The organism is Pseudomonas shirazensis (assembly GCF_014268785.2).
Taxonomy (GTDB): domain Bacteria; phylum Pseudomonadota; class Gammaproteobacteria; order Pseudomonadales; family Pseudomonadaceae; genus Aquipseudomonas; species Aquipseudomonas shirazensis.
This window is the reverse complement of record NZ_JABWRD020000001.1, coordinates 912638-924813: the sequence shown is the minus strand read 5'-3', so window position 1 is coordinate 924813 and position 12176 is coordinate 912638. Positions and strand designations below refer to the sequence as shown.

Below are 12176 nucleotides of genomic sequence, written 5' to 3'. Positions count from 1 at the left end.
ACGCAGATGCAAGACCTGGAACTGAACGAAGAACAGATCATGATCCGCGACATGGCACGCGATTTTGCCCGCGGCGAAATCGCCCCGCATGCCCAGGCCTGGGAAAAAGCCGCCTGGATCGACGACGGTGTGGTGCGCAAGATGGGTGAGCTGGGCTTGCTTGGCATGGTCGTGCCGGAGCAGTTTGGCGGCAGTTTCACCGACTACGTGGCCTATGCCCTGGCGGTCGAGGAAATCTCGGCTGGCGACGGCGCGACCGGCGCCTTGATGAGCATTCACAACTCGGTAGGCTGCGGCCCGCTGCTGGCCTACGGCACGCCTGAGCAACAGCAGCACTGGCTGCCACGCCTGGCCAGCGGCGAAGTGATTGGCTGCTTCTGCCTGACCGAACCGCAGGCCGGCTCCGAGGCGCACAACTTGCGCACCCGTGCGGAACTGATCGATGGCGAATGGGTGATCAACGGCAGCAAGCAGTTTGTCAGCAATGCCCGCCGCGCCGGTCTGGCGATCGTCTTTGCAGTGACTGACCCCGACTTGGGCAAAAAAGGCCTGTCGGCGTTTCTGGTACCGACCGACAACCCTGGCTTCAAGGTCGACCGCAGTGAACACAAGATGGGCATTCGCGCGTCCGACACCTGTGCCGTGAGCCTCGACAACTGCCGCATCCCCGCAGCCAACATGCTCGGCGAGCGTGGCAAGGGCCTGGCGATTGCACTGTCCAACCTTGAAGGCGGCCGCATCGGTATCGCCGCCCAGGCGCTGGGCATCGCCCGTGCGGCATTCGAAGCAGCACTGGTGTACTCGCGAGACCGCATCCAGTTCGGCAAGCCGATCAACGAGCACCAGAGCATCGCCAACCTGCTCGCCGACATGCAGGTCCAGGTCAATGCCACTCGCTTGCTGATCCTGCACGCGGCGCGCCTGCGCAGTGCCGGCAAGCCGTGCCTGTCAGAGGCTTCGCAGGCCAAGCTGTTCGCTTCGGAAATGGCTGAGCGGGTCTGCTCGATGGCGATTCAGGTGCACGGTGGTTACGGGTATCTGGAGGATTATCCGGTGGAGCGCTACTACCGCGATGCGCGGATTACCCAGATTTATGAAGGCTCCAGCGAAATTCAACGGATGTTGATTGCGCGGGAGTTGAGGCACTACCCGCTGTAAGTGTGTTGGTTGAGTGCGCCGGGGCTGCTTTGCAGCCCTTTCGCGACACAAGGCCGCTCACGCACCGCGTACACCCAGGCTAACGCGGTCCCTGTAGCGGCCTTGTGTCGCGAAAGGGGCGCAAAGCGCCCCCAGCATTGTATTGCCCAACTCGATCACTCGCTGACGTGCACGCTGTCCAGATACGTGCGCACTGCCCACAACGCTTCCTGACTGAGGAAGTCGGCCATCTTCGGCATGTACACGCGGCCATCGCGCACCGCGCCGTTGCGCACCCGCTCGACAAACCACTCATCACCCACCGCGCCTTCATCGAGCATCCGCAGATCAGGGGCGATGCCACCGGACTTGGCCTCCAGGCCATGGCACGCGGCGCAGTTCTGGTTATAGGCCGACGCGCCAATCGACAGCGCCTTGTCATGATCCTTGCTGTTGCGGTAGGGGTTTTCGCTACGCCATTCACTGCCCAAGGGCTCCAGCCCATCGGTGTTGACCGCCGATGGCGTTACGTTGCCGTGGGCGAAGCTGCCACCGGCGGCGCACAGGCCAGCCAGCAACAGGGAAAGGTGCCAGGCGCTTTTAGGGGTTGTCATTGTTCTGCCCTCGACTGCTGAAGTTGCACGCTGCGCCTCTCGAACGGAGGCGGCCTGACCATCCTAGAAAGCCAGTGCCTGCGGCCACATGCTGCTTTGGGGGTCGCGCCCTTATCCCTTGGTAGTAGCGCTTGCGGCGCAGTGCCAAATCATGTCCGGACTGGGAAGATTTCCCGCAGTGACCGGGACTTTTTCCGTATCTCGATCAGCGGCGGCGTTCCAGGCTAACCAGGCACAACCTCACTGGGAACTCCACCATGACAACAAGAACATCACCCGCCCTGCTTTCGCCTCTTTCTGCCGCCCTGCTCCTGGCCAGCCTAGCCTGCGGCGGCGCTGCCCAGGCCAAGTCGGTTACCTGGGAAGATATCGCCGACGACCACAAGACCACCGGCAACGTGCTGCAATACGGCATGGGCACCAACGCCCAGCGCTGGAGCCCACTGGCGCTGGTGAATGACCAGAACGTATTCAAACTGACGCCGGCCTGGTCGTTTTCTTTCGGTGACGAAAAACAACGCGGCCAGGAATCCCAGGCGATCATCAACGATGGCGTGATCTACGTTACCGGCTCCTACTCGCGGGTATTTGCCCTCGACGCCAAGACCGGCAAGCGCCTGTGGACCTACAACCACCGCCTGCCGGACGACATTCGCCCCTGCTGTGACGTGGTCAACCGGGGCGCGGCCATCTACGGCGACAAGATCTTCTTCGGCACTCTCGATGCACGGGTGGTGGCGCTGAACAAGGACACCGGCAAGGTGGTCTGGAACAAGAAGTTCGGCGACCACAGCGCCGGCTACACCATGACCGGCGCGCCAACCCTGATCAAAGACCAGAAGAGCGGCAAGGTACTGCTGATTCACGGCAGCTCGGGCGATGAGTTCGGCGTGGTGGGTCAGCTGTATGCACGTGACCCGGACACCGGCGAAGAAGTCTGGATGCGACCGTTTGTCGAAGGCCACATGGGCCGCCTGAACGGCAAGGACAGCACCCCGACCGGCGACGTCAAAGCGCCGTCCTGGCCGGATGATCCAAGCTCGCCAACCGGCAAGGTCGAGGCCTGGAGCCACGGCGGCGGCGCCCCTTGGCAGAGCGCCAGCTTCGATGCCGAAACCAATACCATCATTGTCGGCGCCGGCAACCCTGGCCCGTGGAACACCTGGGCGCGCACCTCCAAGGACGGCAACCCGCACGACTACGACAGCCTGTACACCTCCGGCCAGGTCGGCGTCGACCCCACCACCGGTGAGGTCAAGTGGTTCTACCAGCACACGCCGAACGATGCCTGGGACTTCTCCGGCAACAACGAACTGGTCCTGTTCGATTACAAGGACAAGGACGGCAAGCAATTCAAAGCCACCGCACATGCTGACCGCAACGGCTTCTTCTACGTGGTCGACCGCACCAACGGCAAGTTGAAGAACGCCTTCCCGTTCGCCGACAACATCACCTGGGCCAGCCACATCGACCTCAAGACTGGACGCCCGGTTGAAAACGAAGGGCAGCGTCCGGCCAAGCCTGAGCCAGGCCAGACCAAGGGCAAGCCAGTCGAAGTTTCGCCGCCGTTCCTCGGTGGCAAGAACTGGAATCCGATGGCCTACAGCCAGGACACCGGGCTGTTCTACGTGCCGGCCAACCAGTGGAAAGAGGAATACTGGACCGAAGAGGTCAACTACAAGAAGGGCTCGGCGTACCTGGGCATGGGCTTCCGCATCAAACGCATGTATGACGACCACGTCGGCACCCTGCGCGCGATGGACCCGACCACCGGCAAGATGGTGTGGGAGCACAAGGAGCGCCTGCCGCTCTGGGCTGGCGTGCTGGCAACCAAAGGCAACCTGGTGTTCACCGGTACCGGCGACGGTTACTTCAAGGCGTTCAACGCCAAGACCGGCGAGGAGCTTTGGAAATTCCAGACCGGCAGCGGCATCGTCTCGCCGCCGATCACCTGGGACCAGGACGGTGAGCAGTACATCGGCGTAACCGTCGGCTACGGTGGCGCGGTACCGCTGTGGGGTGGCGACATGGCCGAGCTGACCAAACCTGTGGCACAGGGCGGCTCGTTCTGGGTATTCAAGATCCCGGCCTGGGACAGCAAGAGCAAGACAGCCCAGCGCTGAGTTGCCTGGCTGCGGCCCCACCAGCGCCTCGTGCGCTGGTTGTGGCTGCGGCCAAGCGCCGTGAACGAGGGCCTCGCCCTCCTCTGAGGAGCCACCATGAACTACCTTCCCTTCGCGTTGATTCTGGCGCTCAGCCCGGTTGTTGCCGATGAACTGGGCGATGCCCCACTTACCATCAATGGCTGCGTGATCGCCGCCGAAAGCAAGTGCGCCAACGCCAACCTGCGCGGCGCCGATCTGAGCAATCAGGACCTGCGCAAGATTGACCTGTCTGGCGCCGACCTGCGCGAGGCCAACCTGCGCCATGCCCGGCTGGATCTGGCCAACCTGGAAAAAGCCGACCTGCGCGGCGCCAACCTGACCCGTGCCAGCCTGCAGCAAAGCAACCTGCGTCTGGCGCAACTGCAGAACGCAACACTGGTCGCAGTGCAGGCCTGGGGCATGTACGGGCAAGGCGCCAATTTTGAAAATGCCGATTTGTCGGCGGCCTATCTGGAATTCGCACGCCTGTCCGGGGCCAAACTGCACGGCGCCAAGCTGCATGCGGCTGACCTTGAGATGACCTGGCTGAGCAAAGCCGACTTGAAGGGCGCAAGCCTGGCCGATGCCAATCTGCAGGAAGCCAAGCTTGGCGAAAGCAATCTGGAAAATGCTGACCTGCGCGGCACCCGTCAGCACTATGCGAATTTCCAGGACAGCAACATGGAAGGCTGCAAAGGCTGCCCGCAGACCTGGAAGTAATCCGGTCTGTTCAGGCGACCGCTTTGAGCAACCCTGCCTGCAGTGCCAGGTGGACCAGCTGCGCTTGGCTGCTGACGCGCAACTTGCTCTTGAGCAGGGTCAGGTGATTGGACACGGTCTTGCTGCTGATACACAGCTGGGTGGCAATACTGCGCAACGCCGTGCCCTTGGCCAGCAGCAGGAAAATCTCGGCCTCGCGCGGCGTCAGGCCATGCAGGCAGTCGGTCTCAGCCTGCGCGGGCTGACAGGCCAACGCGGTCGCCAAGCCCTGCTCGATATAGGCATGTCCGCTAAGGGCCTTGCGCACCGCCTCGACCAGTACCTCAGGGGTGATCTGCTTGGACAGAAAGCCGCAAGCCCCAGCCGCCAATGCCTGGCGCACCAGGCTCAGTTGCGCATGTTCACTGAGAAACAGCACGCGTAGCTGTGGCAAACGCTGGCGCAGACGGCGGGTGGTTTCCAGGCCACTGATGCCCGGCAGGTCGAAATCCATGATCACCAGCCCCGGCACCTGCGCCTGCACCATGGCCAGCGCCTGCTCGCCATCGCTGGCCTGCAGCAAGGGCATCTGCGGCAACGCCTGGGTCAGGGTCGCGGTAATGCCGGCGCGCAGCAACGGGTGGTCGTCTACCAGCAAAATGGCCATGCCTTGTGCCTCCTATACAGTGCAGGCCTCCATGCTAGAAGCCCTGCCGCTGCCCAGACCTACTACTTTGGTACTGCTTCGCATGGCGATGGTCGCATTCACAAAGCCTTGCTACCGGCTCTTAATAGCGGCATAACGAGGGCTGCTGCCAAGCAAACTGCCCCTGCGTGCGAGCACACATACAACAATAAGGTGCACAGCCATGTACAAGATTCTTATCGCCGACGATCACCCATTGTTCCGCGAGGCCATGCACAACGTGATTGCCGATGGATTTCCAGGCAGCGAGGTAATGGAAACCGCCGACCTCGACAGCGCTTTGGCGATGACCTGCGAAAACGACGACCTCGACTTGATCCTGCTCGACCTGAACATGCCCGGCATGCACGGTCTGGGCGGTTTGATGAACCTGCGCAACGAGGCGCCGACCATTCCGGTGGTAATCGTCTCGGCCGAGCAGGACAAGCAGGTGGTGCTCCAGGCCATTACCTATGGCGCGGTCGGCTTCATCACCAAGTCCTCACCGCGGGCTCAGATGACCGACGCCATCGAGCAGATTCTCAACGGCAACGTCTATTTGCCACCGGACATCATTCGCACGCAGAAGCCCGGCACCCGCCGTGCGGTCAGCGAAGCGCAGAGCTTCGCCCCGGAGCTGCTGCAGGCGCTGACCCGCAAGCAACTGCTGGTACTTGAGCGGATGACCAAGGGCGAATCGAACAAGCAGATTGCCTACCACCTGGACATTGCCGAGACCACGGTCAAGGCTCACGTATCGGCGATCCTGCGCAAGCTGAATGTGCACAACCGGGTGCAGGCGATCCTCAGCGCCGGCGATATCGACTTCACCGCCTACCTGCGGCGCTGAGGAAAAAAAAGCGCATTCAGCCATTGAATGCGCCGTTGCAGGTGCAGTAAGCTCGGACTCAGTCACTGGAGTACAACATGACCCACAGCCACCACCACACTGCCACCTGCACCGCACGCACTGCGCGCCGGCTGCTGGCTGTCGTGCCTGGTTCGGTCGTCTCCACCGTTTATTTTGGGTATTGGTTTAGCCACTAGGCGCCGCTGATACCCACCGGCGCCCACTCTTCGAGGGGCCGCCGAACATGAGAATACTCAACCCCCGGTCGGCTTCCCGACCGGGGGTTTTGCATTTCCAGACCTTTGAAAAACACCAAACATATCGAGGATTTCAACATGAACTACCGCACTTCCTACCGCGCAGCCACCTATACCTGGCGATTTAGCCAATCCCGTTCGGGCCAGCCTGCCGCCTCCGTTCGGTCGATTTCCGGTGGCGATGCCGCACAAGAACCGCATTTGACGATTTGTCGAACACCTCGATAGGGCCGACCACGCGGGCCTGAACCCGCTGTCCGCCCAGGGAAACAGAACTATGCAAGCCGCTACCCTCGCCCTGCCCCTGACCCAACCTGTTGCTGCCAATTCCGCTGTCAGCCAACGTCTGCCCAGCCCGCACCTGCTCAAGCAGCAAATGCCACTCACGCCTGAACTTGCCCAGCAAGTGGAGCAGCACCGCCAGACCATCCGCGCCATTCTCGAGGGCCGTGACTCGCGCCTGCTGGTGATTGTCGGCCCGTGCTCGATTCATGACCCACGCTCAGCGCTGGAATACGCCGACCGCCTCGCTGCACTCAGCCGTAAGGTCGAGGACAAGCTGCTGCTGGTGATACGCGCCTACGTCGAAAAGCCGCGTACTACAGTCGGCTGGAAGGGCCTGGCCTACGACCCGCATCTGGACGGCAGCGACGACATGCACGCCGGTATCGCCCTGTCCCGTGGTTTGATGCTGAGCATGCTTGAACGCGGCTTGCCGATCGCCACCGAATTGCTCCAGCCGATGGCTGCCGGCTACTTCGATGACCTGCTCAGTTGGGCAGCGATTGGTGCACGCACCACCGAGTCGCAGATTCACCGCGAGATGGTCAGCGGTCTGCGGCTGCCGGTGGGGTTCAAGAACGGCACCGACGGCGGCATCACGGTTGCGACCGATGCCATGCGCAGCGCCGCCCATCCGCATCGGCACTTTGGCATGGACGCTCAGGGTCATCCGGCGATCATCGAAACGCTGGGCAACGCAGACACCCACCTGGTCCTGCGCGGCGGCCATGATGGGCCTAACTACGATGCGCAGAGCATAGCTCGTGCGCGACAGAGCCTGGCCAAGGCGGGGCTCGCTGCGCGCATCGTGGTCGACTGCAGCCATGCCAACAGCGGCAAGGACCCAGCTCGGCAGCCAGCCGTGTTCGACGATGTGCTGGCACAGCGGCTGGCGGGGGATCAATCGGTGGTTGGCATGATGCTTGAGGGGCATCTGTACGATGGCTGCCAGGCCCTCGGCAAAGGCGACCTCGCCTACGGGGTATCGATCACCGACGGATGCCTTGGCTGGGAGGCCAGCGAGCGACTGTTGCAACGCTGCGCCATGCGCCTGCGTCAGTAGTACCCGGCGCAGACACGGCGCGCAGCAGAGGCACTTGCGGCGCCCTGCAAACGGTGTTGGCTGCCAGCGACAACAACCATGGCAGACAACCGCGTGTGGTTTGCGCTAGGCTTGCGGACTCATTCAAAAGGAGCATTTCCCATGGCTAAAGCCACCGCCCGCCACATCCTGGTCAGCAGCGAAGACAAGTGCAACGAGCTCAAAGCGCAGATCCAGGGCGGCGCCGATTTCGCTGAAGTCGCCAAGGCCAACTCCAGCTGCCCATCCAGCCGCCAAGGCGGTGATCTGGGTTCGTTTGGCCCAGGCCAGATGGTCAAGGAGTTCGACACCGTGGTCTTCAGCGCGCCGCTGAATGAAGTTCAAGGTCCGGTCAAGACCCAGTTCGGTTACCACCTGCTGGAAGTGACCAGCCGTCAGGACTGATCCAGTCCTGCCTGCCCGCCTCTGCAGTTTCGCTGCGGCGCCGGGCATGGCTTGCGATGGCGACCGACCTGGCGCACGCCGGGGAGGCGCTGTCGCGCGTATTGGGCGCTTTTGTCGTCTGGTGACAATTCTGCTTGCCGGTTGCCTTGTAACCTTCGCCCAGGCGGAGCCCAGGCACGCCCTTACGGTCTATGACGAAGCACCACGCTACCCCGACACCTTCCAGCATTTCGACTACGTCAACCCTGACGCCCCCAAAGGCGGTAGCCTGCGCCGCTCGGCGATGGAGATTGGCCAGTTCGACCATGTCCTGCCCTACATCGACCAAGGCACCGGCGTCAGCGAAGTCGACGGTTGGTTGTATGCGCCACTGGCAGTACGTTCGTTCGACGAGCCCTACACGGTCTACGGCCTGATTGCTCGGCGCATGGAACGCGGGCCGGAAGACGCCTGGTTGCGCTTCGAGATCGATCCCCGCGCGACGTTCGCCGACGGCAAACCCGTCCGCGCAGAAGACGTGCGCTTTACCTATGAGCTGTTGTTGAGCAAAGGCAGCCTGAAGTTTCGCACGCAGTTTGCCGAGGTTGCGGCGGTTGTCATAGAGGGCCCGCGCACTGTCCGCTTCGACTTCAAACAACCCCATGGGCGCACCTTGGCGCTGGATCTGGCCACCCTGCCGGTACTGCCTGAGCACGACTGGCAGCAGCGTGACTTCGCCACGGGTGCGGGCTTCGGCAAACCGCTGGGCAGCGGCCCGTACCGCATCGGCAAGATCGACAATGGCCGCAGCATCACCTTCGAGCGCGACCCGCACTGGTGGGCGAATGACCTGCCGGTCAACCGTGGTCGCTACAATTTCGAACGCATGCGCATCGAGTTCTTTGGCGATACCGAGGTCGCCCGGCAGGTGCTGCGTGGTGGCGGTTTTGACTATAACCGCGAGTTCTCAGCCACCGCCTACACCCTCGGTTACAACGGCGCGCAGCTGGACGACGGTCGTTTGCAGCGCGCCCACCTAGGGCCAGCCAAGCCGCAGGTGGCCCAAGGTTTTGTATTCAACCTGGACCAGCCGATGTTCAAGGATCGCCGCACACGCCAGGCGCTCGCCATGCTCTGGGATTTCGAGTGGAGCAACCGGCAGATGATGCGCGGCATGTACATCCGCCAGCAGAGCATCTTCGCCAACACGCCGCTGGCTGCCCGTGAGTTGCCGGATGCGCAAGAGTTGAAGTTGCTTGAGCCGCTACGCGGTCGCGTGCCGGACGAGGTCTTTACGCAGGTGTTCACCGCGCCGGTGACCGATGCTTCAGGGATCGTCCGCCAGCAACAACTTCAGGCCCTGGCACTGCTACAAGCTGCCGGCTGGCGGCCGCTTGGTGACCGCCTGGTCAACGCCGAGGGCCAGCCGTTCGAGTTCACCTTTCTCAACGGCCAGGCAGGGCTTGAGCGCATGCTGCTGCCGTGGAAACGCAACCTGGCGCAGATCGGCGTCACCTTGAACATTCGCAACGTCGACTCGGCGCAATACGTCAACCGGCTGATGGCGCGCGACTACGACATGATCGTCACCGGCTATCCGGTGACCCTCTCGCCCGGCAGCGAACTGTTCAACTACTTCGGCTCGGCGGCCGCCAACGATCCAGGTTCGAACAACCTGATGGTGCTCAAGGACCCCGCCGTGGATAGCCTGCTGGCTGGGCTGGTGCAGGCCAACAGCCAGGCCAGCATGCGCCGTTACGCGCATGCGCTGGACCGGGTGATGCAATGGAATTACTACTGGATCCCCAACTACTACCCGCCCGGCAGCTCCACGGTATGGTGGAACCGCTTTGGCCGACCCAAGGTCCAGGCCGCCTATGATGAAGGCCTGGACAGCTGGTGGGAGGTCAGCCCGACCGCACTGACCAATGAGCAGATGGCCAAACGGCTGAAGGCTTCGCCATGACCGCTTATATCCTGCGCCGCTTGCTGCTGATCATCCCAACCCTGCTGGCCATTCTGCTGGTCAACTTCGCCATCGTTCAGGCCGCGCCTGGCGGGCCGGTCGAACAGGCGGTAGCGCGCTTGCAGGGTCTCGGCGGTGGCAGTACGCCAGGCGCCGGCAGCGAAGTGGTTCATGCACAGTCCCGGGCCACCCGTGGCCTGGACCCGAAACTGATCGAGGAGATCAAGCGCCAGTACGGCTTCGACAAGACTGCCCCCGAGCGGCTTTGGCTGATGCTGGGTCAGTACGCCCGGCTGGATTTTGGCAACAGTTTCTTTCGCGGGGCAAAGGTTACCGACCTGATCGTGGAGAAGCTGCCGGTGACCTTGTCGCTGGGCTTCTGGGCGACCTTGATCACTTACCTGGTGTCGATCCCCCTGGGCATCCGTAAGGCCGTGCGCCACGGTAGCCGCTTCGATGCCTGGAGCAGCGCGCTGATCGTGATCGGCTACGCCCTGCCCTCATTCTTGTTCGCCCTGCTGTTGATCGTGATGTTTGCCGGTGGCACCTCGTTGAACTGGTTCCCGGTGCGCGGGCTGGTTTCCGAGGACTTCGATCAGTTGAGTGTGCTGGGCAAGGTCGCCGACTACTTCTGGCATCTGGTATTGCCTGTAGGCGCCTTGGTGATCGGCGGTTTCGCCACGCTTACCCTGCTGACCAAGAATGCGTTTCTCGAAGAAATCTCTCGTCAATACGTGGTGACTGCTCGCGCCAAAGGCCTGAGCGAGCGGCGAGTGCTCTACGGGCATGTGCTGCGCAATGCCATGCTGCTGGTAGTGGCCGGCATACCCCAGGCGCTGATCACGATGTTTTTCGCCGGATCCCTGCTGATCGAAGTGATCTTCTCGCTCGATGGCCTGGGTCGCATGAGTTATGAAGCAGCGGTCTCGCGCGATTATCCGGTGGTGTTCGGCACGCTGTTCATCTTCACCTTGGCCGGGCTGCTGATTCGCCTGATAGGTGACCTCTGCTACACCGTACTGGACCCGCGGATCGACTTCGACGGGAGGGCGCACTGATGCTCTCGCCCGTCACCCTGCGCCGCCTGCAACGCTTTCGCCGCAACCGCCGCGGCTGGATTGCCCTGTGGCTATTTGCCGGCCTGCTGGTGCTGACCCTGGGCGCCGAACTGGTCGCCAACGACAAGCCGCTGCTGCTCGGCTACAAGGGCGAGTTGTATGTACCGGCCCTCAAGCGCTACACCGAGCAGCAGTTTGGCGGCCAGTTACCGTTCCAGCCCGACTATCGCAGTCAATATGTGCGCCAGCTGATCGGGGATCAGGGCGGCTGGATGCTGTTTGCGCCGATCCCGTTCAGTGCCGACACCCCCAACTACGATCTGCAGGTCCCCACCCCCAGCCCACCCTCCGCGAGCAATTGGCTGGGTACCGATGATCAAGGCCGGGACGTGCTGGCTCGGGTGCTGTACGGCACGCGCGTGTCACTGCTGTTCGCGTTCGCCTTGACCGCCATCAGCGTCCTGATTGGCATATCTGCCGGCGCTTTGCAGGGCTATTACGGCGGCTGGGTCGACTTGCTTGGCCAGCGCCTGCTGGAAGTCTGGTCCGGCCTGCCGGTGCTGTACCTGTTGATCATTCTCAGCGGTTTCGTCGAGCCGGATTTCTGGTGGTTGCTGGGGATCATGGCGCTGTTTTCCTGGCTGGCGCTGGTCGACCTGGTGCGTGCCGAGTTTCTCCGCGGGCGCAGCCTTGAATACGTCAAGGCGGCACGTGCGCTCGGCCTGACGGACATGCAGGTGATGCTGCGCCATGTTCTGCCCAATGCCATGAATGCGACCCTGACCTACGTCCCGTTCATGCTCACCGGGGCGATCACCACCCTGACGGCTCTGGACTTCCTCGGTTTCGGCATGCCCGCCGGCAGCGCGTCGCTGGGTGAACTGGTGACCCAGGGCAAGCAGCATCTGCAAGCGCCATGGTTGGGCTTTACCGCATTTTTTGCCTTGGCGTTGATCCTGTCGTTGCTGGTGTTCATCGGCGATGCGCTGCGCGAGGCATTCGATCCGCGTGCTTAAGCG

11 protein-coding genes are annotated in these 12176 nt (G+C 62.5%); 9 read left to right on the top strand and 2 right to left on the bottom strand.

Features of this window, described 5'->3' with window-relative positions:
• Positions 1-6 precede the first annotated feature (6 nt).
• Complete coding sequence (locus HU736_RS03955) at positions 7-1158, top strand: acyl-CoA dehydrogenase family protein (RefSeq protein ID WP_186698260.1); 1152 nt, start codon at positions 7-9, stop codon at positions 1156-1158.
• Positions 1159-1313: 155 nt separating this feature from the next.
• Here HU736_RS03955 and pedF read toward each other — a convergent pair whose 3' ends face one another.
• A complete protein-coding gene (gene pedF / locus HU736_RS03950; RefSeq protein ID WP_181087847.1) occupies positions 1314-1751 on the bottom strand; it encodes a cytochrome c-550 PedF in 438 nt (145 codons plus the stop codon).
• Positions 1752-2008: 257 nt separating this feature from the next.
• Between pedF and exaA the strand changes: the two genes are divergently transcribed.
• Both exaA and HU736_RS03940 read left to right on the top strand, forming a co-directional pair.
• Complete coding sequence (gene exaA, locus HU736_RS03945) at positions 2009-3874, top strand: quinoprotein ethanol dehydrogenase (protein ID WP_186698262.1); 1866 nt, start codon at positions 2009-2011, stop codon at positions 3872-3874.
• Positions 3875-3970: 96 nt separating this feature from the next.
• The gene (locus HU736_RS03940) at positions 3971-4615 is read left to right on the top strand and encodes a pentapeptide repeat-containing protein (protein ID WP_103437221.1); all 645 of its coding nucleotides are present in this window, start codon (positions 3971-3973) and stop codon (positions 4613-4615) included.
• Between the two features lie 10 nt (positions 4616-4625).
• On the opposite strand, the gene HU736_RS03935 is transcribed toward HU736_RS03940, so the two are convergent.
• Positions 4626-5261, bottom strand: coding sequence for a response regulator (locus HU736_RS03935; protein WP_186698264.1), 636 nt, complete (start codon positions 5259-5261; stop codon positions 4626-4628).
• 202 nt (positions 5262-5463) lie between these two features.
• On the opposite strand from HU736_RS03935, the gene HU736_RS03930 reads away from it, so the two are divergent.
• From HU736_RS03930 to HU736_RS03905, 6 genes are all read left to right on the top strand, one after another.
• Positions 5464-6129 (top strand): response regulator transcription factor, encoded by a 666-nt coding sequence (locus HU736_RS03930; RefSeq protein ID WP_101319114.1) that lies wholly within the window; start codon positions 5464-5466, stop codon positions 6127-6129.
• Between the two features lie 534 nt (positions 6130-6663).
• A complete protein-coding gene (locus tag HU736_RS03925) occupies positions 6664-7731 on the top strand; it encodes a 3-deoxy-7-phosphoheptulonate synthase (protein WP_186698266.1) in 1068 nt (355 codons plus the stop codon).
• Positions 7732-7872: 141 nt separating this feature from the next.
• Positions 7873-8154: a peptidylprolyl isomerase gene (locus tag HU736_RS03920; RefSeq protein WP_101319110.1), complete on the top strand. Its 282-nt coding sequence runs from the start codon at positions 7873-7875 to the stop codon at positions 8152-8154.
• A 121-nt stretch (positions 8155-8275) separates the two neighbouring features.
• Positions 8276-10099 carry an extracellular solute-binding protein gene (locus HU736_RS03915; RefSeq protein ID WP_367615280.1) on the top strand — a complete coding sequence of 608 codons (1824 nt, stop codon included), beginning with the start codon at positions 8276-8278 and terminating at the stop codon, positions 10097-10099.
• A complete protein-coding gene (locus tag HU736_RS03910; RefSeq protein WP_186698271.1) occupies positions 10096-11157 on the top strand; it encodes a microcin C ABC transporter permease YejB in 1062 nt (353 codons plus the stop codon). Before HU736_RS03915 ends, HU736_RS03910 begins: the two co-directional genes overlap by 4 nt.
• Positions 11157-12173 carry an ABC transporter permease gene (locus HU736_RS03905; RefSeq protein WP_186698273.1) on the top strand — a complete coding sequence of 339 codons (1017 nt, stop codon included), beginning with the start codon at positions 11157-11159 and terminating at the stop codon, positions 12171-12173. The genes HU736_RS03910 and HU736_RS03905 overlap by 1 nt, the downstream gene beginning before the upstream one ends.
• Positions 12174-12176 lie beyond the last annotated feature (3 nt).

What these genes read in the sequence shown, in the direction of transcription:
- HU736_RS03955 (WP_186698260.1), top strand. Translation starts at nt 7, where the DNA reads ATGCAAGACCTGGAACTGAACGAAGAACAGATCATGATCCGCGACATG.
- pedF (WP_181087847.1), bottom strand. Translation starts at nt 1,751, where the DNA reads ATGACAACCCCTAAAAGCGCCTGGCACCTTTCCCTGTTGCTGGCTGGC.
- HU736_RS03930 (WP_101319114.1), top strand. Translation starts at nt 5,464, where the DNA reads ATGTACAAGATTCTTATCGCCGACGATCACCCATTGTTCCGCGAGGCC.
- HU736_RS03920 (WP_101319110.1), top strand. Translation starts at nt 7,873, where the DNA reads ATGGCTAAAGCCACCGCCCGCCACATCCTGGTCAGCAGCGAAGACAAG.
- HU736_RS03940 (WP_103437221.1), top strand. Translation starts at nt 3,971, where the DNA reads ATGAACTACCTTCCCTTCGCGTTGATTCTGGCGCTCAGCCCGGTTGTT.
- HU736_RS03935 (WP_186698264.1), bottom strand. Translation starts at nt 5,261, where the DNA reads ATGGCCATTTTGCTGGTAGACGACCACCCGTTGCTGCGCGCCGGCATT.
- HU736_RS03905 (WP_186698273.1), top strand. Translation starts at nt 11,157, where the DNA reads ATGCTCTCGCCCGTCACCCTGCGCCGCCTGCAACGCTTTCGCCGCAAC.
- exaA (WP_186698262.1), top strand. Translation starts at nt 2,009, where the DNA reads ATGACAACAAGAACATCACCCGCCCTGCTTTCGCCTCTTTCTGCCGCC.
- HU736_RS03910 (WP_186698271.1), top strand. Translation starts at nt 10,096, where the DNA reads ATGACCGCTTATATCCTGCGCCGCTTGCTGCTGATCATCCCAACCCTG.
- HU736_RS03925 (WP_186698266.1), top strand. Translation starts at nt 6,664, where the DNA reads ATGCAAGCCGCTACCCTCGCCCTGCCCCTGACCCAACCTGTTGCTGCC.